The following is a 26,136-nucleotide window of genomic DNA, read 5'->3' as shown; positions in this document are numbered from 1 at the left end:
ACATCGCGCGCAGCGCCCGGCGGCCGCGGGACACGGGGAAGCCCCCGTCCCCCTCCTGCGAGGGGGACGGGGGCTTCAGACCGGTGTCAGGACTGCGGAAGGGCTGCCAGCTGGCCGGTGATCCGCTCGATGTCGGACTCGGCCTTGGAGAGCCGGCCGCGGATCTTGTCGACCACGTTGTCCGGGGCCTTGGCCAGGAACGCCTCGTTGCCGAGCTTGCCGGTGGCCTGCGCCTTCTCCTTCTGCGCGGCCTCCAGGTCCTTCGTCAGGCGCTTGCGCTCGGCCTCGATGTCGATGGTGCCGGAGAGGTCGAGCGCGACGGTGGCACCGGCGACGGGCAGCGACGCGGTGGCGTGGAAGCCGTCCCCGGCCGGCTGCAGCCGCAGCAGCTGGCGGATGGCCGCCTCGTGCGCCGCGAGCGCGGTCCCGGTCAGGGTGAGCTCGGCCGGAACCTTCTGGCCGGGCTGCAGGCCCTGGTCGGAGCGGAAGCGGCGGACCTCGGTGACGACCTGCTGGACGAGCTCGATCTCCTTCTCGGCCGCGTCGTCACGGAAGCCGCTGTCCTTCGGCCAGTCGGCGATGACGACGGACTCGCGGCCGGTGAGCGCGGTCCACAGGGTCTCCGTGACGAACGGGACGACGGGGTGCAGCAGGCGCAGCATCACGTCGAGGACCTCGCCCAGGACCCGGCCCGAGACCTCGGCCGGACGGCCGCCGCCGAAGAACGTGGTCTTGGACAGCTCGACGTACCAGTCGAAGACCTCGTCCCAGGCGAAGTGCCGGAGCGACTCGCTGAGCTTGGAGAACTGGAAGTCGTCGTAGTACGCGTCGACTTCGGCGACCGTCTTGTTGAGGCGGGACAGGATCCAGCGGTCGGTCACCGACATCTCGGCGGCGGACGGCAGCTCGCCCTCGATCGTCGCGCCGTTCATCAGCGCGAAGCGGGTGGCGTTCCAGATCTTGTTGGAGAACTTGGCGGAACCCTGGACCCACTCCTCGCCGATCGGGACGTCGACGCCGGGGTTGGCACCGCGCGCCAGGGTGAAACGGAGCGCGTCGGAGCCGTACTTGTCCATCCAGTCCAGCGGGTTGACCACGTTGCCGAAGGACTTCGACATCTTCTTGCCGTGCTCGTCGCGGACCATGCCGTGCAGGACGATCGTCTCGAACGGCGGGACGCCGTCGTTGACGTACAGGCCGAACATCATCATCCGGGCGACCCAGAAGAAGAGGATGTCGTAGCCGGTGACCAGTACGGAGTTCGGATAGAACTTCGCGAGGCTGTCGGTCTGTTCGGGCCAGCCGAGCGTGGAGAAGGGCCAGAGGCCGGAGGAGAACCAGGTGTCCAGGACATCGCTGTCCTGGGTCCAGCCCTCGCCGGTGGGCGCCTCGTCGTCCGGTCCGACGCAGACGACCTCGCCGTTCGGGCCGTACCAGACGGGGATGCGGTGGCCCCACCAGAGCTGGCGCGAGATGCACCAGTCGTGCAGGTTGTCGACCCAGTCGAAGTACCGCTTCTCCATCTCCTGCGGGTGGATCTTGACCTTGCCGTCGCGGACGGCGTCACCGGCCGCCTTGGCGAGCGGGGCGACCTTGACCCACCACTGGAGGGAGAGCCGCGGCTCGATGGTGGTCTTGCAGCGCGAGCAGTGGCCGACGGAGTGGACGTACGGCCGCTTCTCGGCGACGATCCGGCCCTCGGCGCGCAGGGCTGCGACGATGGCGGAGCGGGCCTCCAGGCGGTCCAGGCCCTGGAAGGGGCCGGGGGCCGTGATGACGGCGCGCTCGTCGAGGACCGTGAGGAACGGCAGGTCGTGGCGCTTGCCGATCTCGAAGTCGTTCGGGTCGTGCGCCGGGGTCACCTTGACGGCGCCGGTGCCGAACTCGGGATCGACGTGGTGGTCGGCGACGACCGGGATGGTGCGGTCGGTCAGCGGCAGCTTGATCTGCTTGCCGACGAGGTGCTTGTAGCGCTCGTCGTCGGGGTGGACGGCGACGGCGGTGTCACCGAGCATCGTCTCGGCGCGGGTGGTGGCGACGACGATGGTCTCGTCGCCCTCGCCGTACTGCATGGAGACGAGCTCGCCGTCGTCCTCCTGGTACTCGACCTCGATGTCCGAGATCGCGGTGAGGCAGCGCGGGCACCAGTTGATGATGCGCTCGGCGCGGTAGATCAGCTCGTCGTCGTACATCTGCTTGAAGACGGTCTGGACGGCCTTGGACAGGCCCTCGTCCATGGTGAAGCGCTCACGGGACCAGGCGACGCCCTCGCCGAGGCGGCGCATCTGGCCGGAGATCTGGCCGCCGGACTGGTTCTTCCACTGCCAGACGCGCTCGACGAAGGCCTCGCGGCCCAGGTCGTGGCGCGACCTGCCCTCGTTGCCGAGCTCGCGCTCGACGACGTTCTGGGTGGCGATGCCGGCGTGGTCCATGCCCGGCTGGTAGAGCGCCTCGAACCCCTGCATCCGCTTGCGGCGGACGAGGGCGTCGATCAGCGTGTGCTCGAAGGCGTGTCCCAGGTGCAGGGATCCGGTGACGTTGGGCGGCGGGATGACGATGGAGTACGGCGGCTTGTCGCTGTTCTCGTCCGCCTCGAAGTAACCACGCTCTACCCAGCGCTCGTACAGCTTCCCCTCTACCTCGGCCGGCGTGTACTGGGTCGGCAGTTCGGGGATGCTGGCTGGCTGCTGCGCTGCGTTCTCGGTCACGCCGACAGTTTAGGGCCGTCACAAGCGTGCACTGAAACCGGTTTGTTCAGTAACGGTCTCCCTCCCGGTGCCCCAAGCCCGCGAGCCGTCCGTCAGGATGTTCGGAACGCATAAGAACGCATGAGCATGACGAACAGGGGACACCGCAGATGAGCTACAACCAGCCGGGCCCGTACGGTGGCCAGCAGCCGCAGGGCCAGCCCGGACCGTACGGCGGTCCGCCGCAGGGTCAGCCGGGGCCGTACGGCCAGCAGCCCGGCCCGTACGGCGGTCAGCCGCCGCAGGGCCAGCCCGGCTACGGCTACCCCCAGCAGGCTCCTCAGGGCGTCCCGCCGCAGGGCCAGCCCCAGGACCCGGCCTACGGCTACCCGCAGGCCCAGCAGCCCGGCCCGTACGGCCAGCAGCCCCCCACTCCCCCGTACGGCGGCCAGCCGGCGTACGGCCAGCAGCCGGGCTTCCCCCCGGCCCCGCCGCAGAAGAAGAAGACGGGGCTCATCATCGGGGGCGCGATCGTGGCGCTGGCGGTCATCGCGGGCGGGGTGTACTTCCTGACGTCGGACGGGGGCGCCAGCAACAGCGATGTCGCGGACTCGACGAAGGGGTACAAGCTGACGCTTCCGGCCTCGGTGGACGCGTACAAGGCGCAGACCGCCGGCGGCAAAACCGTCAGCCCGCTGACCGGTGCCGACAAGACCTCGATCGAGTCCTCGGGGATCAAGAACCCCAGCGGGGTCAGCAACAGCTACCAGGGTGGCTCGGAGAAGGATCTGAGCATGAAGATCCTCAGCTTCCAGGGCTATTGGGGCGAGGTCAGCGACCCGGCTTCGGTGATCAACAACTCGTTCGACGAAGCCAAGGCGAACATGACCAAGGGCGACAGCGCGAGCAAGGCCGAACTGGTCGGTTCACCGAAGGACGTCAGTCCTGCCGGCTTCAAGGGCGCGGTGATGCGGTGCCAGAACCTCAAGATGGAGAACCCCGACGGCGACGGAAGCGTCGACAAGGGGCCGAAGTCCTTCGAGATGCCCGTCTGCATCTGGGCCGACTACAGCACCGTCGGCATCGTCACCGGCATCGACATGGGTCTCGCCATGACCAACAAGGCCATGTCCCAGGACGATGTGGCGGCGCTCGCCGCCAAGCTCTACAACACCTCCCGCACCAAGATCTGATCGCGACAACCCGAAGGGGCGCCCCGCCAGTTCACCTGGCCGGGCGCCCCTTCGCGTGCGTACGGGACGGAACCGCGGCTACGCCGACTTCTCGTGCCGGCCGTCGTCGCCCTTCCCGATCGTCCGCGGCTCGCGCGGGACCAGGGTCGGGTTGACGTTGTTGCGGACCACGTCCGAGGTGATGACGACCCGGGCGACGTCCTTGCGGGACGGCACCTCGTACATCACCGACTGGAGGACCTCCTCCATGATCGCGCGCAGGCCGCGCGCGCCGGTCTGGCGCAGGATCGCCTGGTCGGCGATGGCCTCCAGCGCCTCGCGCTCGAACTCCAGCTCCACGCCGTCGAGTTCGAACAGCCGCTGGTACTGCTTGACCAGCGCGTTGCGCGGCTCGATGAGGATCTGGAGCAGGGCCTCGCGGTCCAGGTTGTGGACCGAGGTCAGGACCGGGAGGCGGCCGATGAACTCGGGGATCATCCCGAACTTCACCAGGTCCTCCGGCATGACCTCCTGGAACTGGTCGCTCGCCTGGATCTCCCGCTTGGAGCGGATCGTGGCGCCGAAGCCGATGCCCTTGGCGCCGGCCCGGGACTCGATGATCTTCTCCAGGCCGGAGAACGCGCCGCCCACGATGAACAGCACGTTCGTCGTGTCGATCTGGATGAACTCCTGGTGCGGGTGCTTCCGGCCGCCCTGCGGCGGTACGGAGGCGGTGGTGCCCTCAAGGATCTTGAGGAGGGCCTGCTGGACGCCCTCGCCGGAGACATCGCGGGTGATCGACGGGTTCTCGCTCTTGCGGGCGACCTTGTCGATCTCGTCGATGTAGATGATCCCGGTCTCGGCCTTCTTGACGTCGTAGTCCGCCGCCTGGATCAGCTTCAGCAGGATGTTCTCGACGTCCTCGCCGACATAGCCGGCCTCCGTCAGCGCCGTCGCGTCCGCGATGGCGAACGGGACGTTGAGCATGCGGGCGAGCGTCTGCGCGAGCAGCGTCTTGCCCGAGCCCGTGGGGCCCAGCAGCAGGATGTTGGACTTGGCGAGTTCGATCGCGTCGTCACGGCTCGCCCCGCCGCCGTTCTCCCCGGCCTGGACCCGCTTGTAGTGGTTGTACACAGCGACCGAGAGGGCCTTCTTCGCGGGCTCCTGCCCGACGACGTACCCCTCGAGGAACTCGTAGATCTCGCGGGGCTTGGGAAGTTCTTCCCAGCGCACCTCGCTCGTCTCCGCGAGTTCCTCCTCGATGATCTCGTTGCAGAGATCGATGCACTCGTCGCAGATGTACACACCGGGTCCCGCGATGAGCTTCTTCACCTGCTTCTGGCTCTTTCCGCAGAACGAGCACTTGAGCAGGTCGCCGCCATCACCGATGCGTGCCACGAGGTGCTTCCCCTTCGCCTGGGAGACGCCTGGTTCAGCGGCTCCTGGTGCCTCTATCCGACGGTACCTTGCCTGGCCCCCCGTTCGGGCCCCCCTTGGCACGGTTCACACGGCCGAGACCGGGTGACCCTGCCGTACCAAGGGGTAAAGGCCGACGTCAGGCGGCCGCTCCGGCCGCGCTCTTACGGGTCGAGACGATCTGGTCGACCAGGCCGTAGGCAAGGGCGTCCTCGGCCGTCAGGATCTTGTCGCGCTCGATGTCGTCGCGGATCTTGTCGATCGGCGTGGTGGAGTGCTTCGCCAGCATCTCCTCCAGCTGGGTCCGCATCCGCAGGATCTCGTTGGCCGCGATCTCCAGGTCGGAGAGCTGCTCACGGCCGGTCTGCGAGGACGGCTGGTGGATCAGGACGCGGGCGTTGGGCAGCGCCATGCGCTTGCCCGGCGTGCCCGCGGCCAGCAGCACGGCGGCGGCGGAGGCCGCCTGGCCCATGCAGACCGTCTGGATGTCGGGCTTCACGAACTGCATCGTGTCGTAGATCGCCGTGAGCGCGGTGAACGAGCCGCCCGGGCTGTTGATGTAGATGGAGATGTCCCGGTCCGGGTCCATCGACTCCAGGCACAGCAGCTGCGCCATCACGTCGTTGGCGGACGCGTCGTCGATCTGCACGCCGAGGAAGATCACGCGCTCCTCGAAGAGCTTCGCGTACGGGTCGTACTCACGCACGCCCTGCGAGGTGCGCTCCACGAAGCGCGGGACGATGTAGCGGTTGTCCACCTGCGGGCCGGTGTAGAGGCCGCTCGCGGAGGCGCCGGGGAAGTTGTTCATGTGGGTGTTCACCATCCTGGTGGCGTTCTGTGGCTGGGTGTCTCGGCGTACGAGAGAGAAGCGGTGCGGTACGGCGCGAATCCGGTGGGAACCGGATCAGGCGCCGGTGCCGCCGCCGCCCGGAACGCCCGACGCGATCGTGATGATCTCGTCGATGAGGCCGTACTCCTTGGCCTCCTCCGCGGTGTACCAGCGGTCGCGGTCGCCGTCGCGGATGATCGTCTCCACGGTCTGGCCGGAGTGGCGGGCGGTGATCTCCGCCATCCGCTGCTTGGTGCGCAGCAGGTACTGGGCCTGGATCTTGATGTCCGAGGCCGTACCGCCGATGCCGGCCGAACCCTGGTGCATGAGGATGTCGGTGTTCGGGAGCGCGAAGCGCTTGCCGGCGGCGCCGCCGGTGAGCAGGAACTGGCCCATCGAGGCCGCCATGCCCATACCGATGGTGACGACGTCGTTCGGGATGTACTGCATGGTGTCGTAGACCGCCATGCCGGCCGTCACCGAACCACCGGGGCTGTTGATGTAGAGGTAGATGTCCTTGTCCGGCTCGGCGGCAAGGAGAAGCAGCTGTGCGGTGATCTTGTTGGCGATGTCATCGTCGACCTGCTGACCGAGGAAGATGATGCGCTCGCCGAGCAGTCGGCTGTAGACCTGGTCACCGAGGCCTCCACCGAGGGACGGCTCTCCGGCGGCGTAGGGCATCAGATTCGTCACGTATCCACCTGCTCGTCTCTGACGGCTCCGGCCGTCTCAGCGTCTTCGTACCGGGTGGGCCGGGACTCCCCGACCCTTCCTATTCATGGACCCTAACGCGCAGGTGGGACAACGCCATCCCGCTTCCGCAACTGTTCGCTGGGAGCGCAAGGTCCGCAGTCCGCACAAGGGTTGTGGGGGGCGTCCGCCGATACGACGACGGGCTCCGGACGCGGTGCGTCCGGAGCCCGTCGTACGGGGGTTCAGCGCGAGGCTCAGGCCTCGGTCTTCGCCTCGGCGGCGTCGGTGGTGCCCTCGGCGGCCTCGACGGCCTCCTCCGCCACGTCCGCCGTGTCTTCGTCGTCTTCCAGCTCGACGACCTCACCGTTGGTGTCGACGACCTTGGCGGCCTCGACGACCACGGCCAGCGCCTTGCCGCGGGCGACCTCGCCGACGAGCATCGGCACCTGGCCGCCTTCGACGACGGCCTGGGCGAACTGGTCGGGGCTCATGCCGGAGGACTGCGCGCGCCGCATGAGGTGCTCGGTGAGCTCCTCCTGGTTGACGTTCAGCTTCTCCTTGTTGACGAGCTCGTCAAGGATGAACTGGGTCTTGATGCCCTTGACGGCCTGCTCGGACGTCTCGGCCTCGAACTCCTCGAGGGTCTTGCCCTGGATCTCCAGGTACTTCTCGAGGTCGAGACCCATCTGGCCGAGCTGGTGGTGCTCCAGGTTGTGCTTGCGGGTCTGGACCTCGTCCGCCAGCAGCTTCTCCGGGATCGGGACCTCGGCGAGCTTCAGCAGCTCCTCGAGGACGCGCTCCTGGGCCTGGGTGGCCTGCTCGTACTGCTTGGTGCTCTCGAGGCGCTTGCGGCTGTCCGCCTTGAGCTCCTCCAGCGTGTCGAACTCGCTCGCCATCTGGGCGAAGTCGTCGTCCAGCTCGGGGAGCTCGCGGGCGGCGACGGCGGTGACCTTGACGGTGACCTCGGACTCCTTGCCCTCGGCGGAGCCGCCCTTCAGCTCGGAGGTGAAGGTGGCCTCGCCACCCGCCTCCAGGCCGGTGACGGCGTCGTCGATGCCTTCGAGGAGCTCACCGGAACCGATGGTGTACGAGACACCCTCGGCCACGCCGTCCTCCAGGACCTCGCCGTCGACCTTGGCCTGCAGGTCGATCGTGACGACGTCGCCTTCGGCGGCGGCGCGCTCGACCGGGTTGGTCGAGGCGAAGCGCTCGCGGAGCTGCTCCACGGCCTTCTCGACGTCCTCGTCGCTGACCTCGAGGGCGTCGACGGTGACCTCGATGCCGGAGTAGTCCGGGATCTCGATCTCGGGGCGTACGTCAACCTCGGCGGTGAAGGCCAGCAGTTCGCCGTCCTTCAGCTCCGTGATGTCGACCTCCGGCTGGCCGAGGACGTTGAGCTCACCCTCGTTGACGGCCTCGGTGTAGAACTTCGGGAGCGCGTCGTTGACGGCCTCCTCCAGCACCGCACCACGGCCGAACCGCTGGTCGATGACCCGGTTGGGGATCTTGCCCTTGCGGAACCCCTTCACCGTGACCTGCTGGTTGATCTTCTTGTACGCCGCGTCGAGGCTGTCCTTGAGCTCCTCGAAGGGCACCTCAATGCTGAGCCGAACCCGGGTCGGGTTCAGGGTCTCCACGGCGCTCTTCACGGTTCGGTCTCCTTGGTGGCTGACTTCTTGGGGTTCTGCTCCACCGCACAGGAGGCGGCTTCGCGGACCGAGCCCGGTACATCAGACACACGGGCACGCATTTTGCATAGTAACGGCAAGGGGGAGAACTCCCACAATGCGATCTTGCCGGTGGTCGGGGTGGCCGGATTCGAACCGACGACCTTCCGCTCCCAAAGCGGACGCGCTACCAAGCTGCGCCACACCCCGTCGGTGCGACACGTAGGGTACATGCAGAGAGGCAGTGCACCGGACGTTTCGCGAGGGCCCGCCGGACTCGGCGCCGCGCGCCGCGATACGGGTGTGCGGGCAGCGCCCGCGACCCGCTACGATGCTTCTCGTGCCGCGGTCCCCGTGACCTGCGGTGCGCTGCATGCGGGCGTAGCTCAATGGTAGAGCCCTAGTCTTCCAAACTAGCTACGCGGGTTCGATTCCCGTCGCCCGCTCCATGCTTCGGGCCCGGCCCGGCGGATCCCTTCGGGGACTACCGCCGGACCGGGCCCTTCGCGTTTTCCGCGAGCGCGGGCCGGCGCGCCCCCGGGGGGACGCGCCGCGGCCTCAGAAGTTGATCTGGTTGATGGTCTCCGCTATCGAGTTCATGAACCTGTTGATCGACGGAGCCATGCCCGTCGATGCCAGGAAGAAGCCGAAGAGCACCGCGACGATCGCGGGTCCGGCCTTGATGGAGCCACCTCGGATCATGACCACGAGGATGATCGCCAAAAGAAGCACCACAGACAGTGAAATGGCCACGACTGCTCACACCCTCGGTCGGTCCGCCTTGCCGGCCCGGAGGCGTGCGGCCTCGCACTCCTCCGTTCCGTCCATCGTGCCACCAACTCCCCTGTGGTCGCTGCCAGGTGATGAATCGACCTGTCGGTATCGCGCCATCCTGCGCCCCCTGCGCCCCCCGTGCGCCGGCCGGCCGGCGGGGCCGCTCCGGGCGCCCGGATCCCTGCGGCCGCACGCCCGGCAACCGGAATGTCCCGCCGCCGCCGAGCCATAGGGCGGAATGATTGCAACGGTGATCGTTTCTGTTTCCACACAGTTTATTCACAGGCTTTTTCGGTGCCCGGCGAGACGTATTTCACTTCCTCCAACTGCCTGCCGATATGCACCATTTAAGGAGGATTAACACGGGCATAGCGGACAGATTTTGATGGTTTGGCATTTGATAGGACGGGAACACGCGATATTCGAGGGCGGATTTACGCATTGCAATCGAGACGTCTAAGGTGTTTCAGATGTTCCACGCTCCGAACGCATTCGAGAGGGCTCCGATCCCACCGGCGACCCGGGAGTCGGAGCCCAGACGCCAAGCGCCGGTGGCAACGGCCGACAGTCCTGCGCAGGTCACGGACAGGCCCGCGCAGACCACTCCGGCGAAGAAGCGTGACGCCTATTTCGACAACGCCAAGTACCTGGCCATCGTGCTCGTCGCGGTGGCCCACTCGTGGGTGCCCGTCATGGACGGGAGCCGGGCCGCCCGCGCGCTGTACATGGTGACGTACACCTTCCACATGCCCGCCTTCATCATCATCTCGGGCTATTTCTCACGCTCGTTCGACATGAGCCCCGCGAAAGTGAAGCGCCTGGTCACCGGTGTCGCCGTGCCGTACATCGTCTTCGAGACGGCGTACGCGCTGTTCTACCGGTACGCGGGCAACGCGCCGGACAGCATGATCAGCCTGACCGAGCCCTGGTACCTCACCTGGTTCCTTGCCGCCCTGTTCATCTGGCGGCTCACCACTCCGATCTGGCGCAGCCTGCGCCACCCGCTGGCCGTCTCGCTCGTCATCGCCTGCCTCGCCTCGCTGGCCCCCAGCATCGGCAACGACCTCGACCTTCCCCGCACGCTCCAGTTCCTGCCGTTCTTCGTGCTCGGCCTCCAACTCAAGCCCGAGCACTTCCAGTTGGTACGCCGCCGTGAGGTGCGCATGCTGGCCGTGCCACTGTTCGCCGTCGCGGTGCTCTTCGCCTACTGGGCGGCTCACCGGATGCAGCTGGGCTGGTTCCTGCGCGACTCCTCCGCCCAGGACATGGGCAATCCTTGGTGGACCGGCGTGGTGATGACGCTCGCGCTGTTCGGTTGCGCCACGCTGCTCACCGCCGCCTTCCTGTCGCTGGTGCCGCGGCGCCACATGTGGTTCACGGTCCTGGGCGCCGGGACCATCTGCGGCTATCTGCTGCACGGGTTCATGGTGAAGGGCGCCGAGTACGCCGGTGTCTTCGACCACAACGAGTGGCTCATCTCGCCGACCGGGCTGGTCCTGGTCACCGTCGTGGCCTCGGTCGGCGTGACGCTGATGTGCACGCCGCCGGTGCGGCGGGTCCTGCGCTGCGTGACCGAGCCGGACATGAACTGGGCGTTCCGCCGGGACGCCGCCAAGCTCTGAGCGGGGAACAGCACGACACCTGACACAGTGGAGCCCGGCCCCTGAGGGGCCGGGCTCCACTGTGTTGGCTCAATCCCGCTGTTGGGCGGGCGGTTGCGGGGCGGTGAGCCCGAGCAGTGCCCGCACCTGCGCATACTTCTCGGTCAGCCGGGTACGGGTCGCCGGCTCCAGCACCGCGAGGCGGGCCGGGTCCGCGTTGTGCGCGAGATCGGCCTCCTTGACCAGCAGCGCGCCGGGGGTGGCCAGGATGCGCCGGGCGTAGGCCGCCAGCTCCTCACCGTCCCGTTTGGTCACCGCGAGGACCATGTCCTTGACCTGCTGCGGCAGCGCCGCCCCGGCGAGCCACCGCTCCGACAGCGCGTCGTCCTCGACCGCGTCGTGCAGCCAGGCCGCGGCGATCTGTTCGTCGCTGCCGCCCCTGGCCCGTACCCCCTCGGCGACGGCCGCGAGGTGTTCGGCGTACGGCCGGCCCGCCTTGTCCCACTGGCCGGCGTGGGCCGCACGGGCCAGGGCCTCGATGTCGGTCAGGGTCAGCGGTGCGTCCGGAGCCGTCATGGGCCGACCCTATGCCCGCCTCCCGCACGCGCACAGAAGTGGGCATAGTTGCAACGTCAATCGTTCGGTAAACTAATTACTGACGATTCCTTGACGCTCTCTTGACCTACCGAAGGACCAGGCTCATCGGACACGCAGACACGCTCATCGCCATGGGCGGCGCCTTCCTCGCCGCCGCCGTCCTCGCCCGCGTCGGCAGCCGCATCGGACTGCCGACCATCCCGCTGTTCATCCTGGCCGGCATCCTGCTCGGCCCGCACACCCCCGGCATCGTTCTCGTCGCTGACCCGCACGACCTGGAGATGCTCTCCGCACTCGGTCTGGTGCTGCTCCTCTTCTATCTCGGCCTGGAGTTCCACCTCGACGACCTGAAGGCCGGCGGCCGCAAGATGGCGCTCGCCGGCGGCACCTATCTCGCCCTCAACGTCGGCGCCGGGCTCGGCTTCGGCTTCGCCCTGGGGTGGGGTACCTCGGAGGCGCTGGTCCTCGCCGGCGTGCTCGGCATCTCGTCGTCCGCCATCGTCACCAAGGTGCTGGTGGACCTCGGCCGCATCGGCAATCCGGAGACCAAGCCGATCCTCGGCATCATCGTCGTCGAGGACGTGTTCCTCGCCCTGTACCTCGCGGCCCTCCAGCCGATCCTCTCCGGCGCCGACAGCCTCGCGTCCGCAGCGGTCGACGGCGGCAAGGCCTTCGGATTCCTGCTGGTCCTCGCGCTGGCGGCGCGGTTCGGCACCAGGGTCATCGGCAAACTCATCAACACCCGGGACGACGAACTCCTCGTCATCTCCTTCCTCGGCGCCGCCGTCCTGGTGGCCGGCATCTCCGAGTGGTTCGGGGTCGCGGACGCCATCGGCGCCTTCATGGTGGGCCTGATGCTCGGCAGTACGACCTCGGGGACCCGCATCCTCAAGCTGGTCCATCCGCTGCGCGACGCCTTCGGCGCGATCTTCTTCTTCGCCTTCGGCCTCTCCATCAACCCCGGCGACCTGCCGACCGTGCTGTGGCCGGTGCTGGCCGCCGTCGCGGTGACCCTCGCCATGAACGTCCTCGCGGGCCTCGCCGCCGCCAAGGTGTACGCGTTCGGCCCGCAGGCCACCGCGAACATCTCCACCACCCTGGTGGCGCGCGGCGAGTTCGCCCTGATCCTCGCCACGATGGCGGCCGGCGCCGGGCTGGACGAGCGGCTCTCACCGTTCATCGCGGGATACGTGCTCGTGCTCGCGGTCCTGGCACCGCTGGCGGCCGGGCGCTCGCACTGGCTGGCCCGGCTGCTGCCCGGCGGGCGCGGGGCCGTTCCGCTCCCGATCCGGTGACGGGCCGAACGCCGTTGACGCCCGTCCGCTTCCGTCCGGTTGCGTACGGTTCAGGACCTGCGTGACAGCAGCAGCAGCGCCCGGTCGTCGTTGACGTCCTTGGCGCAGGCCTCGATCAGGTGCCAGGCCGCGCCCTCGAAGCCCGTGGTGACATAGCGGTCGGCCTCGCCGGTCAGCCGGTCGATGCCCTCCGCGATGTCCCGGTCGGACGCCTCCACCAGCCCGTCGGTGAACAGCATCAGGACGTCGCCGGGGGCCAGGTGGCCCTTCACCGCCTCGAACTCCGCCCCGTCGTAGACCCCGAGCAGCGGGCCCTCCGCCGCCATCTCCTCCCACTGGCCGCTGCCGGCGTGGAGCTGGAGGGCCGGCGGATGGCCCGCCGAAAGGAGCTCGTAGTCGCCCGACTCCAGGTCCAGCACCAGATGGATCGAGGTGGCGAAGCCCTCGTCCCAGTCCTGGCGCAGCAGATAGCCGTTGGCCGCCGGCAGGAAGCCGTGCGGGGGCAGCGATCCGAGGAGTCCGCCGAAGGCGCCGGACAGCAGCAGGGCCCGGGAGCCCGCGTCCATGCCCTTGCCCGAGACGTCGGTGAGTACGGCTTCGAGGGTGCGGCCGCCGTTGGTGCGGGCGGCGACGACGAAGTCCCCGGAGAAGGACTGCCCGCCCGCCGGGCGCAGCGACATCTCGCGGTGCCAGCCCTGCGGGAGGCGGGGCAGGGCGCTCTGCACCCGGATGCGTTCGCGCAGGTCGAAGAGCATGGTGCCGCCGCGCCGCCACGGGACGCCGACCCGGGCGCGGAACTGGGCGAGGATCAGGCCGAGGAACCCGCAGGCCGCGACCGTCAGCACGGTCCCGGGGGTGACCCGCGCCGGGCCGCCCTCGTACGGGCCGAGCCAGATGGACTCCACGATCAGGGCGGCGGCGGCGGTCGCGTACAGGCCGAGGAGGCTGGCGGGGCGCAGCAGCAGGCCGCCCGCGACGATCGGCAGGACGAGCACGGTCGGCGAGCACCACACCGGGTTCAGCAGGGTGCCGCAGGTGATCGCGGGGATGGTCAGCAGCAGTCCGGCCAGGGCGATCCAGTCCGAACCGTCCCCGCGGAAGTAGTCGACCCCGGACCTGCGCAGCGTGGAGCGGACCCGGTGCGCCGATTTCCGCAATCGGGCCGGGTATCTCTCTGCTCCTGCGCGTCGGGCCATTGCGGGGACCTTATCCACCCGACGGGCTCCGGTGCAGGGGGACCCCGGTGACAATGCGTTCGAAATCGGTTCGCCCGTCCGCCGTACCCCTGGTAGGCATGGCATATGACTACAGAGCTCCGTGTGTTGAAGCCGGCCGAGTGGAACGAGTGGTTCGAGAGCCTGGAGCTCGCGTTCGGCGGGGACCCGGAGGCTCCCGAGCAGCGCGAACTGGATCAGGAACTGACCGAGTGCGAGCGGTCGATCGGGATCTGGGACGGCGACGATGTCGTCGCGACGGCGGGGGCGTTCAGCTTCCGGGTGGCCGTGCCGGGCGGGGCGCTGGTACCGGCGGCGGGCGTCACGATGGTGAGCGTCGCGGCCACGCACCGCAGGCGCGGTCTGCTGACCTCGATGATGCGCCGCCAGCTCGACGACGTACGGGCGCTGGGTGAGCCGATCGCCGTGCTGACGGCGTCGGAACCCGCGATCTACGGGCGCTTCGGGTACGGGGCGGCGACCCGCCAGATGTCCCTGTCGATCGACACGGACCGGGTGCGGCTGAGCGTGCCGGAGGGCACGGAAGGGATCCGGCTGCGGTACGCGAAGAAGGACGAGGCGGTCGCGGCGTGCGAGAGCGTGTACGCGCGGCTGGTGGCGGAACGTCCCGGCACCCCGGCCCACGGTCCCGGCTGGGAGCGCAAGCCGCTGGTCGATCCGGTGAGTACGCGCCAGGGCGGCTCGGCGCTCCAGTGCCTGCTGGCGGAGCGCGACGGCGAGCTCGTGGGTTACACGAACTATCACATCAAGCCCGAATGGGACAAGGCCGGCCCCAAGGGCCGGGTCGTGGTGAGCGATCTCGCCGCGCTGGACCCGGCGGGGTACGCGGCGCTGTGGCGGTTCCTGTTCGGGATTGACCTGACGTCGACGGTCGAGGCGCGGAACCGGCCGGTGGACGACGCGGTGCTGCACCTGGTGTCGGACGTGCGGCGGTGCGACATCCGGCAGCGGGACTCGCTCCACGTGCGGCTGGTCGACGTGGGCGCCGCGCTGGAGGCGCGGACCTACCGGGGGCCGCTGGACGTGGTGCTCGATGTCGAGGACGCGTTCTGCCCCTGGAACGCGGGGCGTTGGCGGCTGACCGCCGACGCGAAGGGCGGCGCGTCGTGCAAGCGCACCGAGGAGGCTGCGGATCTGGCCCTGTCGGTACGGGAGTTGGCCTCCGCGTATCTGGGCGGCGAGGCACTGAGCGCGCTGGCGCTGGCCGGGCGGGTACGGGAGCTGCGGGCCGGGGCGGTGGCGGAGGCGTCGTCGGCGTTCCTGTCCGACGTGGCGCCGTGGCTGCCGCGGGGGTTCTAGCGGGGTGCGGGGCTGTCCGGCGACGGGCCTTGTCCTCAATCGCCGGACGGGCCTGATCTCGCGGGGCGAGAGCGTAACGGCCGGGCGCCGCAGGCTGCCGCGCAGCGCCCTCCGGGCGCTCTGTCCTCAATCGCCGGGCGGGCCTGATCTCGCCGGAATCGCCGTGATCAGCGGGACTGGCAGGTCGGGCACCAGAACAGGTTCCTGGCCGCCAGGTCCGCCGTGCGGATCTCCGTGCCGCAGATGTGGCAGGCCTGGCGGGCGCGCCGGTAGACGTACACCTCGCCGCCGTGGTCGTCCACGCGCGGCGGGCGGCCCATCGCCTCGGGCAGGTGCTCGGGGCGGACCGTGTCGATGCGGTTGTTCCGTACGCCCTCGCGCATCAGCGCGCGCAGGTCCGCCCAGATCGCGTCCCACTCGCGGCGGGTGAGGTCCCTGCCCGCCCGGTACGGGTCGATGCCGTGCCGGAACAGCACCTCCGCGCGGTACACGTTGCCCACGCCCGCGACGACCTTCTGGTCCATCAGCAGCGCCGCCACGGTGATCCGGCTGCGGGAGATCCGCTGCCGGGCCCGCTCGCCGTCGTCGCCGTCGCGCAGCGGGTCGGGGCCCAGCCGGTCGTGTATCGCGCGCTTCTCGGCGTCCGTGATCAGGGCGCAGGTGGTGGGGCCGCGCAGATCGGCGTGGTGTTCGTCGTTCAGCAGGCGCAGCCGGACCGTGTCGGTGGGCGGCGGGGCCGGGACCGTACCGAATCCGAGCTTGCCGAACAGGCCGAGGTGGATGTGCACCCAGCCGGTGCCCTCGAAGCCCAGGAAGAGGTGCTTGCCGTGGGCGTCCGTCCCCTCCAGCACCCGGCCGTCGAGCAGGTCCGCGCTGTCGGCGAACTTGCCCTGCGGGCTGCTCACCCGCACCGGCCGTCCGGCGAACCGGTCCCGGTGGTCGTCCGCGAGGCGGTGGATGGTGTGTCCCTCGGGCACGACTGGGGCTCTCCTCGGTGACATGGCTGTGCCGCCGGGGACACCGGCGGCACGGTTCAGGACATGGGGTCGGTCAGCCCTGCTGCGGGTGGTGGGCCGGGACCGGGGGGAGCTCGCCGGTGTTCTCGTACGCCGTGAGCATCTCGATGCGGCGGGTGTGCCGCTCCTCGCCCGAGTACGGGGTCGCCAGGAAGATCTCGACGAACTTGGTGGACTCCTCGGCCGTGTGCATGCGGCCGCCGATGGAGATCACGTTGGCGTCGTTGTGCTCGCGGCCCAGTGCGGCGGTCTGCTCGCTCCAGGCGAGTGCGGCGCGGACGCCCTTGACCTTGTTCGCGGCCATCTGCTCGCCGTTGCCGGATCCACCGATCACGATGCCGAGGCTGTCCGGGTCAGCGGCCGTCTTCTCGGCGGCACGCAGGCAGAACGGCGGGTAGTCGTCCTGGGCGTCATAGATGTGGGGACCGCAGTCGGTGACTTCGTGGCCCTGGGCCTTGAGCCACTCGACGAGGTGGTTCTTGAGTTCGTAACCGGCATGGTCGGATCCGAGGTACACGCGCATGGGAGGAGTGTGGCACGAGTGACGCCGGGTAGCCGACGACGGGGTGCGGTGTGGCCCCCGTGTGCGGGCCCTGTGTGCGGGATGCCACACAGGCAACGATCCGGTCAACGAATCGGAGGAATGGGTTCCGCTTTCGGGGTTCGCCGGGCTTCAATGCATCGCTTGCCGCCCCACCACCGTGGGAGCGGCCAGGACGCAACCGAGTGATCCGAAAACGTAAGGATTCGATCCATGACGTCGCAGACGACTCTGGCAGGGCCGGGCCACGAGCCCGACGGGCCGGACCGTTCGGACCGGACGGGGCCCGGGGACGGGCTCCAGGCCGGTCTCAAGAACCGTCACCTCTCGATGATCGCGATCGGCGGTGTCATCGGCGCGGGCCTGTTCGTGGGCTCCGGAGCCGGCATCGCCGCCGCCGGACCGGCCATCCTGCTGTCGTACGCACTGGTCGGCCTGATGGTCGTCTTCGTGATGCGGATGCTCGGCGAGATGGCGGCCGCCCGCCCCGCTTCGGGCTCCTTCTCCACCTACGCCGACCAGGCGCTGGGCCGCTGGGCCGGTTTCTCCATCGGCTGGCTGTACTGGTTCTTCTGGGTCGTGGTGCTCGCCGTCGAGGCCACGGCGGGCGCCAAGATCCTGGAGAGCTGGGTGCCGGGCGTGCCCCAGTGGGGCTGGGCGCTGATCGTGATGCTGGTGCTGACCGCGACGAACCTGGTCTCGGTCGGTTCGTACGGTGAGTTCGAGTTCTGGTTCGCCGGGATCAAGGTGGTCGCGATCGGCGCGTTCGTGATCGTCGGCCTGCTCGCCGTGTTCGGCGTGCTGCCCGGCTCGGACCACGCCGGGTCAGGGGTGGCCCACCTCACCGACACCGGCGGTTTCTTCCCGAAGGGTCCGGGCGCGATCCTCACCGGCGTGCTGATGGTCGTCTTCTCCTTCATGGGCAGCGAGATCGTGACGCTGGCGGCCGGTGAGTCGGAGAACCCGCAGCGCGCCGTCCAGAAGGCCACCAACAGCGTGATCTGGCGGATCGCCGTCTTCTACCTCGGCTCGATCTTCGTCGTGCTGACGCTGCTGCCGTGGAACGACCCGTCGATCCTCGACAAGGGCAGTTATGTCGCCGCGCTCGACGTCATCGGCATCCCGCACGCCGGCCAGGTGATGGACGTCATCGTGCTGACGGCCGTGCTGTCCTGCCTCAACTCGGGCCTCTACACGGCCTCCCGGATGGCCTTCTCGCTCGGCGGCCGCGGCGACGCCCCCAAGGCGTTCGCCCGCACCAACAAGCGGGGGGTGCCGCAGGCGGCGATCCTCTCCTCCGTCGTCTTCGGCTTCGTCGCCGTCTTCTTCAACTACCAGTGGCCCGACACCGTCTTCGCGTTCCTGCTGAACTCGTCCGGTGCGGTCGCCCTCTTCGTCTGGCTGGTCATCTGCTTCACCCAGCTGCGGATGCGCGGCATCATCCTGCGCGAGTCGCCGGAGAAGCTGGTCGTACGGATGTGGCTCTTCCCGTACCTGACCTGGGCGACCATCGCGATGATCTCGTTCGTGCTGGTCTACATGCTCACGGACGACGCCGGACGCGAGCAGGTGCTGCTGTCGCTGCTGGTCGCGGTGCTGGTGGTGGCCATCTCGCTGGTACGTGAGGCGCGCCGGCGCCGCAACGGCGAACCGGCCGGGAAGACCGCCGGGTGACACCGGTCCATACCTGACGGGATCTGTCAGGTATCCCGGGGAGGCTCTCCTTCGTCAGCGCACCGAGCGAGCGAAGGAGAGCCTCCGCCATGACTGCCGTCCCCACCGGATACCAGACCGGATTCGCGATCCGCCCGGACCTCGTCGTCGAGGCCGCCGGGGCCGAGGACGTACGAACCGCCGTGGCCCGGGCCGCCCGGGACGGGCTCCGGGTGGGCGTCCACGCCACCGGGCACGGCCTGGCCGGGGCCGTCGAGGGCGGCGTCCTGATCGACACCCGGCGGATGGACTCCGTCCTGGTCGATCCGGTGCGCCGCACCGCCCGGATCGGCGCGGGCGTGAACTGGGGCCGGGTGATCGAGGCGGCCGCCCCGCACGGGCTCGCCCCGCTGAACGGCTCCTCCCCCGGTGTCGGCGCCGTCTCGTACACGCTCGGCGGAGGTCTCGGCCTGCTGGCCCGGGAGTTCGGCTACGCCGCCGACCTGGTCCGCTCGTTCGACGTGGTGACCGGGGACGGGGTGCTGCGCCGGGTCACCGCGGAGGACGAGCCCGAGCTGTTCTGGGGGCTGCGCGGCGGCGGGCACCGGCTGGGCGTGGTGACCGCGATGGAGACCGGGCTGGTCCCGGTGGCCCGGCTGTACGGCGGCTCGATCGCCTTCGGCGGGGACGGGGAGGCCGGCGCTCAGGTGCTCCGGCGCTATCTGGAGTGGGCCCGGTCCGTGCCCGCGGCGCTGACCTCGTCGGTCGGCGCACTCGTCTACCCGGACCTCCCGCAGGTCCCTGCGGAACTGCGCGGCCGGTACGTGGTCTCGGTGCGGGTCGCGTACACCGGCTCCGCCGCCGAGGGCGAACGCCTCGTCGCACCGCTGCGGCAGGCCGGCCCCGTACTGGCCGACTCGCTGCGGGAGATGCCGTACACGGAGAGCCACACCATCCACAGCGATCCGCCGTTCCCGCACGCCTACTACGGGGACGGGCTGATGCTGCGCGGCATCGATGCGGAACGTGCGGCGCGGGTGCTGGAGCTGACCGGCCGGAAGGCGCCCACGATGACCGTGGTGCAGTTGAACCACCTGGGCGGCGCGCTGGCCGCCGCTCCGGAGCCGGACAGTGCGGTGCCCCACCGGGACGCCGGCTTTCTGCTGCGGCTGCTGTCACCGCTGGACGGGACGGACGTGGCGTCGGTCCGGGCGCTGTACGAGCAGGTGGCCGCGGTCCTGGGGCCGCTGGTCATTGGCCGTTCGCTGAACTTCTCCTTCGGCGGCGGGGACCGCACCGAGGACCTCCACGGCCTGCGGACGCACGAGAGGCTCGCCGGTCTGGTGTCGCGATACGACCCGGCGAGCCTCTTCGGTGGGAGCTACGGCATCAGCCGCGGCGGCCGATGAGCTTCCAGGACGCGGGCAGCGCGCCCATGGCGAGCGCGGCCTTCAGCGCGTCGCCGAGCAGGAACGGCGTCAGGCCGGCCGCGATCGCGGCGCTCGCCGACATGCCGGTGGACAGCGCCAGGTAGGGCACGCCGACCGCGTAGATGATCGCCGAGCCGAGCACCATCGTGCCCGCGGTGCGCAGCACCGAGCGGTCGCCGCCGCGGCGGGCGAGGCCGCCGACCACGGTGGCGGCGAGCAGCATGCCGAGCACGTAGCCGAAGGAGGCGCCGCCCGCGCCGGAGCTGCCGGCCGAGAACCACGGCATGCCGGCCATGCCGACGAGCGCGTACACGGCGAGGGAGAGGAAGCCGCGGCGGGCGCCGAGCGCGGTGCCGACCAGGAGCGCGGCGAAGGTCTGGCCGGTGACCGGGACCGGGGAGCCGGGGATCGGCACGGCGATCTGGGCCGCTATGCCGGTCAGCGCGGCGCCGCCGAGCACCAGGGCGGTGTCCACGGCGTAGCGGTGCCGGACGGCGGGCAGCAGATCGGCGAGGACCGCTCCGGTACGGACGGGGGCGGCGGCAGCAGTGCTCATCGGGACTCCGCGGGGTGAGGGCAGGTGGGGACAGACTGAGGCTGACGTTAGCCGACGGAGTGTCGCCGGATCACCATCAGCGGCCGACAAAGCGGCGGTTGAGGGATTGGTGGGGTTCACACAAAGGACGGCACGCAATTGCGTCGGGGCGTGACGCTCGTCACTGAGGTGAGGGCGCATTCCACCTCCGGCGGCCGGGCAGGTCTCCGCAGGGCCGACTGTGAATTCCCTCTAAAGCGCCGGTTGGTGGCGGCGAGCGGCTCGTCAGGGCCGGGTGTGCGGCGTGTGTGAGCCTGGTGCCCGTATAGCGGACAGCTGTTCCCGGTGAACGGGGTGCGTGTTCAGACTGTGTACACGTCCCCCCGTCTCACCGACCGAACAGAGTTCGTCCATGCCCCGGACCTCCGCGCCTCCCCCCACCGGCTCCCCGGCCGTCGCATCCGACGCCGGGCGCGACTCGGCCCTCACCCACGGTCTCAAGCAGCGGCACCTGTCGATGATCGCCCTCGGCGGCGTCATCGGTGCCGGGCTGTTCGTCGGATCCGGCGCGGGCATCGCCGCCGCCGGTCCGTCGATCGTCATCGCCTACGCGGTCTCCGGACTGCTGGTCATGCTCGTGATGCGCATGCTCGGCGAGATGTCCGCGGCCAACCCGGCCTCCGGTTCGTTCTCCGTCCACGCCGAGCGGGCGATCGGGCCGTGGGCCGGGTTCACGGCGGGCTGGGCGTTCTGGGTGCTGCTCTGTGTCGCGGTCGGCCTCGAAGGCATCGGCGCCGCGCAGATCGTCAGCGGCTGGCTGCCCGGGACCCCGGAGTGGGCCTGGGTGGCGCTGTTCATGGTGGTGTTCCTGGGAACGAACCTGGCCTCGGTGACGAAGTTCGGCGAGTTCGAGTTCTGGTTCGCCGCACTGAAGGTCGCCGCGATCACGCTGTTCCTGGTGCTGGGGGTGCTGGCGATCCTCGGCGTGCTCCCGGGCACGGACGCCCCCGGCACCAGCAACCTCAGCGGGGACGGCGGCTTCATGCCGAACGGCTCCGAGGGTCTGGTCATCGGGCTGCTCGCGTCCGTCTTCGCGTACGGCGGTCTGGAGACCGTCACCATCGCCGCGGCGGAGTCCGAGAACCCGGTGCAGGGCGTCGCGAAGGCCGTGCGGACGGCGATGTGGCGGATCGCGCTGTTCTACGTCGGCTCGATGGCGGTCATCGTCACGCTGGTCCCGTGGGACGACCCGAAGGTGGTGGAGGTGGGCCCGTTCTACGCGGCCCTGGACCACCTCGGCATCAGCGGCGCGGCGGAGATCATGAACGTGGTCATCCTGGTCGCCCTGCTGTCGGCGATGAACGCCAACATCTACGGCGCCTCCCGCATGGCCTGTTCGCTGGTCGCCCGCGGCCAGGGCCCGAAGCGGCTCGGCCGGGTCACCTCCGGCGTCCCGCGCACGGCGGTCCTGGTCTCGTCCGTGTTCGGCTTCCTGTGCGTGCTGCTGAGCTACTGGCGGCCGGACGACGTCTTCCCCTGGCTGCTCAACATGATCGGCGCGGTGATCCTGGTCGTCTGGATCTTCATCGCGGTCTCGCAGCTGGTCCTGCGCGCCCGGCTGGAGCGCGAGGCGCCCGAGAAGCTGGTGGTACGGATGTGGCTCTTCCCGGGCCTGACGGTGGTGGCGCTCCTCGCGATGGCCGGCATCTTCCTCCTGATGCTCCGCCAGCCCGACACCCGCGACCAGCTGCTGGCGACGGGCGCGCTGACGGCGGTCCTGATCGTGATCGGTGTCGTACGGCAGCGGCGTTCCGCGGCGGCGCCGCACGCGTAACCCCCGCAGGCGAGAACGCCGGGCGGGCCGGAGCGATCCGGCCCGCCCGGCGTTTCCGTGTGCGCCCGCACGGGTCCGCGGGGCCATGGTCCTAAGCCGAAGGGCTGATCCACTCCCGCCCCTTCCTGCTGTTAGCCTGCTCTTGCATATAGGTTGCAATAACAACAGGACAGCAGCTGGAGGGTTCGAACCATGGCCACGTACACGCTCCCGGAACTCCCGTACGACTACGCGGCGCTCGAACCGGTCATCAATCCGCAGATCATCGAGCTCCACCACGACAAGCACCACGCCGCGTACGTGAAGGGCGCCAACGACACCCTGGAGCAGCTGGAGGAGGCACGGGACAAGGAGGCGTGGGGAGCGATCAACGGTCTCCAGAAGAACCTCGCGTTCCACCTCTCCGGCCACATCCTGCACTCGATCTACTGGCACAACATGACCGGTGACGGCGGCGGTGAGCCCCTCGCGGCGGACGGCGTCGGCGACCTCGCGGACGCGATCACCGACTCCTTCGGCTCCTTCACGGGCTTCAAGTCCCAGCTGACGAAGGCCGCGGCGACCACGCAGGGCTCCGGCTGGGGCGTCCTCGCGTACGAGCCGGTCAGCGGCAGGCTGATCGTCGAGCAGGTCTACGACCACCAGGGCAACGTGGGCCAGGGCTCGGTCCCGGTCCTGGTCTTCGACGCCTGGGAGCACGCCTTCTACCTGCAGTACAAGAACCAGAAGGTCGACTTCATCGAAGCGATGTGGCGCGTCGTCAACTGGCAGGACGTGGCGAAGCGGTACGCGGCCGCCAAGGAGCGCGCGGACGTCCTGCTCCTCGCGCCCTGACGCACAGCGCCCGGAAACGTCCTGCCTCGTGATCGTCTTCTCACCTTTCACCGGGCAGGCGGATGAAGGAAGGCCCCCCGCGAGGACATGACTCGCGGGGGGCCTTCTGTGTGCGGGGGCTCACCCGCGCCCTCAGATCCGGAACACCGACCCCACGAACTCCGCGAGCAGCCGCTCCTTCAGCGGACCCGGCAGGGCGTCCAGCAGGACCAGGACCGGAGCCATCCGGGTGGGCAGGCCGCCGTCGCCGGTGAGTCCCGCGAAGGCCAGGACGGCCTCGATCTCGTCCGGGCCGAGCTTCGACGGGTCGAGCCCGGCGGCCAGTCCGGCCAGCGCGGGGTCCACCGCGACCGGGGGCAGGGCGCGGGCGGAGCCCAATGCCGCGTCCAGGTCGGTGAGCAGGGCGTCGACCTGCCCGACCGTGGCCGGGGTCAGGGTGAGATGGAGGTTGGGCGGCAGGCCGTCGAAGGAGAGCTGCGGCTGGAGGTACCAGCCGCGCTCCCGCATCTCGTCGGCCAGGTGCAGCAGCAGGCTCAGCCCCGGGGCGCCGTCCGGGCCGTCCACGACGGTGAAGGCGACGAGCCCGGCCGACGGGTCACCGAGCACCCGCACGTCCGGCATCGCACGCAGCCCCGCGAGCAGCCGGTCGGAGGCCTCGGCGACCCGCCCCGCCAGTGCGGTGTAGCCGTCCTCGCCCACGTACCGCAGCACCGCCCACGCCTGGGCCAGCAGGCCGGCGGACTTGGTGCCCTGGACGGTGGGGTTGACGACCGGGTAGCCGGGCCAGCCCGCGTGCGCGAAGTACTGGTGGCGGCGGAGTTCCGCGTCCCGGTAGAGCACCACGGAGGCGCCCTTGTCGGCGTAGCCGTACTTGTGCAGGTCCACGGAGAGCGAGGTGACGCCGGGGACGGAGAGGTCGAACGGCGGTATCTCCCTTCCCGCGCGCCGCAGATGGGGCAGGATCCAGCCGCCGATGCAGGCGTCCACATGGCACAGGACGCCCCGCTCCGCGGCGGCCGCGGCGATCTCGGGGACCGGGTCGGTCACCCCGTGCGCGTACGAGGGGGCCGAGGCGACGACGAGGGCGGTGCGTTCGGTGATCGCGGCGGCGACGGCGGCGGCGTTCGCCCGGTAGGTCACGGGGTCGACGGGCACCACGACCGGTTCCAGGCCCAGATAGGCGGCCGCCTTGTGGAAGGCCGCGTGGGCGGTGGAGGGCAGCACCAACTGAGGTTCGGTGACGCCGCGTTCGGCCTTCGCGTGGTCGCGGGCGGTCTTCACCGCGAGCAGGATCGACTCGGTGCCGCCGCTGGTGAACGTGCCCTGCGCGCCTGGCGCGCCCAGCAGCGCCGCCGCCGCGCCCACCACGTCGTTCTCCAGCCGGGCCACGCTCGGGAAGACCGTCGGGTCCAGGCCGTTGACGGTGGCGTACGCGCGGTACGCGGCGGCGGCCAGCTCGTCCAGGCCCTCCAGCCCGGCGTCGTAGACGTACGCGAAGGTCCGGCCGCCGCGGGTGGGGGCGTCGGCGCCGCGCAGGGCGGTGAGTTCGGCGAGGACGTCCGCCGCGGGGACGGCGGGGGCGGGGTCAGTCGGCATGGGCGGGCTCTTCCTGATCAGGGGCTCGGTACAGATGCAGCAGCCAGAGGCTCGCCGCGGCCAGCACGGCGGGCAGCACGCTCATGCCGAGGGTGATCCCGGTCAGCGCCGCCTCCGGCTGCGCGACCCGGTGGTCGGCGTCCGAGGACCGGAAGCCGGTCACGGCCAGCACCAGGGCGAACGCCCCGGCGCCCAGCGCGAAGGCGAGGGTCTCGGCGGCGGTCCAAAGCCCGGTGAACGTCGCGGCCCGCTGCTTCCCGGTCCTGGCCCGGTCGTCGGCGAGGGTGTCGGCCAGCAGCGTGAGCGGCAGCAACTGGAGTCCGGCGTAGGCGATCCCGATCACCGCGACCGCCGCGTAGCCGAGGGCCGGGCCGGCCTGCCGGGTGAAGGCGAGCGCGAGCGTGCCGACGAGGTAGAGGAACGAGGCGCACCACTGGGCGTACGTGGTGGAGCGGAGCCGGGCCAGCCGGTTCCACAGCGGCATGAACAGCACCAGCGGGCCGATCAGGCAGGCGAAGAGCGGGGTGACGGCGCTCGCCGAGCCCAGGGTGTACGTGGCGAAGTACTGGACGCCCGCGAGCATCACGCCGATCGCCAGGGCCTGGAGCGTCCACATGGTCACGAGGTGACGGAACGGCCTGCTGGAGCGGGCCGCGGCGAGCTGGGCGCGCAGCGAGGGTTCGGACTCGCTGCGGGCGACGGCGGGGGCTCCTCGGGTGGCGGCCCAGGCACCGAACATGCCGGCGGCGAGCAGCACGGCGACCGCGAGGCCCATCAGCCGGTAGCTCGCCGGGGTGTCGCCGTCGGCATGGGCGATGGCCGGGGCGAGCGCCCCGGACAGCAGGATGGCGACGCCGAGGAAGGCGACCCGCCAGCCGAGGATCCGGCGGCGCTCCTGCGGGTCCTCGGTCATCTCGGCGGGCATCGTCACGTACGGCACCTGGAAGACCGCGTAGGCGGTGGCGGCCAGCAGGAACAGGGCCGCCACGTATCCGGCGGCGGCCGCGCCCCGCAGCGGCGGCGCGGCGAAGAGCAGGGCGAAGAGCGGCGGCAGGGTGCACGCGCCTGTCAGCAGGAAGGGACGGCGCGGTCCGCCGCGCAGCCGGCTGCGGTCGGAGACGGCTCCGACCAGCGGATTGATCAGGACGTCCCAGGCCTTGGGCAGGAAGACCGCGGCGCCCGCGACGGCGGCGGGCACGGCCAGCACGTCGGTCAGGTAGTAGAGCAGGATCAGCCCGGGCACGGTGGCGAAGGTGCCGGTGCACAGCGAGCCGAGCCCGTACCCGATCCGGACCCGGCGCGGCAGACCCGCGGCCGGTTCCGCGTTCCGGTCCGTGCGGGCGTCGGCTGACATGCCGCAGATCATGAACGAGAGTTCGAGCCCGCGGCAAGGGTCCGGCGTGACGTGCGTGTGAACTCCGGCGGGGCCGGG

General features: G+C 70.1%; 21 protein-coding genes and 2 tRNA genes. 9 read left to right on the top strand and 14 right to left on the bottom strand.

What is annotated here, in order from left to right:
- Window positions 1–86 precede the first annotated feature (86 nt).
- Window positions 87–2,708: a valine--tRNA ligase gene (locus OG521_26405; GenBank protein ID WUW24109.1), complete on the bottom strand. Its 2,622-nt coding sequence runs from the start codon at window positions 2,706–2,708 to the stop codon at window positions 87–89.
- 149 nt (window positions 2,709–2,857) lie between these two features.
- On the opposite strand from OG521_26405, the gene OG521_26400 reads away from it, so the two are divergent.
- Entirely contained in the window at window positions 2,858–3,880 is a 1,023-nt protein-coding gene (locus OG521_26400; GenBank protein WUW24108.1) for a DUF2076 domain-containing protein, read from the top strand.
- A gap of 78 nt (window positions 3,881–3,958) precedes the next feature.
- Here OG521_26400 and clpX read toward each other — a convergent pair whose 3' ends face one another.
- The 5 genes from clpX to OG521_26375 form a co-directional block, all read right to left on the bottom strand.
- The gene (gene clpX / locus OG521_26395) at window positions 3,959–5,257 is read right to left on the bottom strand and encodes an ATP-dependent Clp protease ATP-binding subunit ClpX (protein ID WUW24107.1); all 1,299 of its coding nucleotides are present in this window, start codon (window positions 5,255–5,257) and stop codon (window positions 3,959–3,961) included.
- Between the two features lie 157 nt (window positions 5,258–5,414).
- The gene (locus OG521_26390; protein WUW24106.1) at window positions 5,415–6,083 is read right to left on the bottom strand and encodes an ATP-dependent Clp protease proteolytic subunit; all 669 of its coding nucleotides are present in this window, start codon (window positions 6,081–6,083) and stop codon (window positions 5,415–5,417) included.
- A gap of 96 nt (window positions 6,084–6,179) precedes the next feature.
- Window positions 6,180–6,785 carry an ATP-dependent Clp protease proteolytic subunit gene (locus OG521_26385; GenBank protein ID WUW26803.1) on the bottom strand — a complete coding sequence of 202 codons (606 nt, stop codon included), beginning with the start codon at window positions 6,783–6,785 and terminating at the stop codon, window positions 6,180–6,182.
- 266 nt (window positions 6,786–7,051) lie between these two features.
- A complete protein-coding gene (gene tig / locus OG521_26380; GenBank protein ID WUW24105.1) occupies window positions 7,052–8,446 on the bottom strand; it encodes a trigger factor in 1,395 nt (464 codons plus the stop codon).
- A gap of 151 nt (window positions 8,447–8,597) precedes the next feature.
- Window positions 8,598–8,674, bottom strand: a tRNA-Pro gene (locus OG521_26375).
- A gap of 165 nt (window positions 8,675–8,839) precedes the next feature.
- On the opposite strand from OG521_26375, the gene OG521_26370 reads away from it, so the two are divergent.
- A tRNA-Gly gene (locus OG521_26370) sits at window positions 8,840–8,913 on the top strand.
- 109 nt (window positions 8,914–9,022) lie between these two features.
- On the opposite strand, the gene OG521_26365 is transcribed toward OG521_26370, so the two are convergent.
- Window positions 9,023–9,217 carry a hypothetical protein gene (locus tag OG521_26365; GenBank protein WUW24104.1) on the bottom strand — a complete coding sequence of 65 codons (195 nt, stop codon included), beginning with the start codon at window positions 9,215–9,217 and terminating at the stop codon, window positions 9,023–9,025.
- 491 nt (window positions 9,218–9,708) lie between these two features.
- Between OG521_26365 and OG521_26360 the strand changes: the two genes are divergently transcribed.
- Window positions 9,709–10,860 (top strand): acyltransferase family protein, encoded by a 1,152-nt coding sequence (locus OG521_26360; GenBank protein WUW24103.1) that lies wholly within the window; start codon window positions 9,709–9,711, stop codon window positions 10,858–10,860.
- Window positions 10,861–10,929: 69 nt separating this feature from the next.
- Here the strand turns inward: OG521_26360 and OG521_26355 are convergent, their stop codons facing one another.
- Entirely contained in the window at window positions 10,930–11,415 is a 486-nt protein-coding gene (locus OG521_26355; protein ID WUW24102.1) for an HD domain-containing protein, read from the bottom strand.
- A 152-nt stretch (window positions 11,416–11,567) separates the two neighbouring features.
- Here OG521_26355 and OG521_26350 point away from each other — a divergent pair, with 152 nt between their 5' ends.
- A complete protein-coding gene (locus OG521_26350) occupies window positions 11,568–12,731 on the top strand; it encodes a cation:proton antiporter (protein ID WUW24101.1) in 1,164 nt (387 codons plus the stop codon).
- Between the two features lie 50 nt (window positions 12,732–12,781).
- On the opposite strand, the gene OG521_26345 is transcribed toward OG521_26350, so the two are convergent.
- Window positions 12,782–13,927 carry a serine/threonine-protein phosphatase gene (locus OG521_26345; GenBank protein ID WUW24100.1) on the bottom strand — a complete coding sequence of 382 codons (1,146 nt, stop codon included), beginning with the start codon at window positions 13,925–13,927 and terminating at the stop codon, window positions 12,782–12,784.
- 105 nt (window positions 13,928–14,032) lie between these two features.
- On the opposite strand from OG521_26345, the gene OG521_26340 reads away from it, so the two are divergent.
- The gene (locus tag OG521_26340) at window positions 14,033–15,265 is read left to right on the top strand and encodes a GNAT family N-acetyltransferase (GenBank protein ID WUW24099.1); all 1,233 of its coding nucleotides are present in this window, start codon (window positions 14,033–14,035) and stop codon (window positions 15,263–15,265) included.
- Between the two features lie 167 nt (window positions 15,266–15,432).
- Here the strand turns inward: OG521_26340 and OG521_26335 are convergent, their stop codons facing one another.
- Together OG521_26335 and OG521_26330 are read right to left on the bottom strand one after the other, a co-directional pair.
- The gene (locus OG521_26335) at window positions 15,433–16,242 is read right to left on the bottom strand and encodes an Fpg/Nei family DNA glycosylase (GenBank protein ID WUW24098.1); all 810 of its coding nucleotides are present in this window, start codon (window positions 16,240–16,242) and stop codon (window positions 15,433–15,435) included.
- Between the two features lie 73 nt (window positions 16,243–16,315).
- The gene (locus tag OG521_26330) at window positions 16,316–16,804 is read right to left on the bottom strand and encodes a ribose-5-phosphate isomerase (protein ID WUW24097.1); all 489 of its coding nucleotides are present in this window, start codon (window positions 16,802–16,804) and stop codon (window positions 16,316–16,318) included.
- A 231-nt stretch (window positions 16,805–17,035) separates the two neighbouring features.
- On the opposite strand from OG521_26330, the gene OG521_26325 reads away from it, so the two are divergent.
- Both OG521_26325 and OG521_26320 read left to right on the top strand, forming a co-directional pair.
- Window positions 17,036–18,496 carry an amino acid permease gene (locus tag OG521_26325; GenBank protein ID WUW24096.1) on the top strand — a complete coding sequence of 487 codons (1,461 nt, stop codon included), beginning with the start codon at window positions 17,036–17,038 and terminating at the stop codon, window positions 18,494–18,496.
- A gap of 89 nt (window positions 18,497–18,585) precedes the next feature.
- The gene (locus tag OG521_26320; protein WUW24095.1) at window positions 18,586–19,884 is read left to right on the top strand and encodes an FAD-binding protein; all 1,299 of its coding nucleotides are present in this window, start codon (window positions 18,586–18,588) and stop codon (window positions 19,882–19,884) included.
- Here the strand turns inward: OG521_26320 and OG521_26315 are convergent.
- The gene (locus OG521_26315) at window positions 19,865–20,461 is read right to left on the bottom strand and encodes a biotin transporter BioY (GenBank protein WUW24094.1); all 597 of its coding nucleotides are present in this window, start codon (window positions 20,459–20,461) and stop codon (window positions 19,865–19,867) included. The genes OG521_26320 and OG521_26315 overlap by 20 nt on opposite strands.
- A gap of 391 nt (window positions 20,462–20,852) precedes the next feature.
- On the opposite strand from OG521_26315, the gene OG521_26310 reads away from it, so the two are divergent.
- Both OG521_26310 and OG521_26305 read left to right on the top strand, forming a co-directional pair.
- Complete coding sequence (locus OG521_26310; GenBank protein WUW24093.1) at window positions 20,853–22,274, top strand: amino acid permease; 1,422 nt, start codon at window positions 20,853–20,855, stop codon at window positions 22,272–22,274.
- Window positions 22,275–22,466: 192 nt separating this feature from the next.
- Window positions 22,467–23,108: a superoxide dismutase gene (locus OG521_26305; GenBank protein WUW24092.1), complete on the top strand. Its 642-nt coding sequence runs from the start codon at window positions 22,467–22,469 to the stop codon at window positions 23,106–23,108.
- A gap of 132 nt (window positions 23,109–23,240) precedes the next feature.
- Here OG521_26305 and OG521_26300 read toward each other — a convergent pair whose 3' ends face one another.
- Window positions 23,241–24,704 carry an aminotransferase class V-fold PLP-dependent enzyme gene (locus tag OG521_26300; GenBank protein WUW24091.1) on the bottom strand — a complete coding sequence of 488 codons (1,464 nt, stop codon included), beginning with the start codon at window positions 24,702–24,704 and terminating at the stop codon, window positions 23,241–23,243.
- Complete coding sequence (locus OG521_26295; protein WUW24090.1) at window positions 24,694–26,058, bottom strand: MFS transporter; 1,365 nt, start codon at window positions 26,056–26,058, stop codon at window positions 24,694–24,696. Before OG521_26295 ends, OG521_26300 begins: the two co-directional genes overlap by 11 nt.
- Window positions 26,059–26,136 lie beyond the last annotated feature (78 nt).

It is taken from the genome of Streptomyces sp. NBC_01463, from assembly GCA_036227345.1.
Taxonomy (GTDB): Bacteria; Actinomycetota; Actinomycetes; order Streptomycetales; family Streptomycetaceae; genus Streptomyces.
This window is presented reverse-complemented; position numbering and strand designations above follow the sequence as displayed.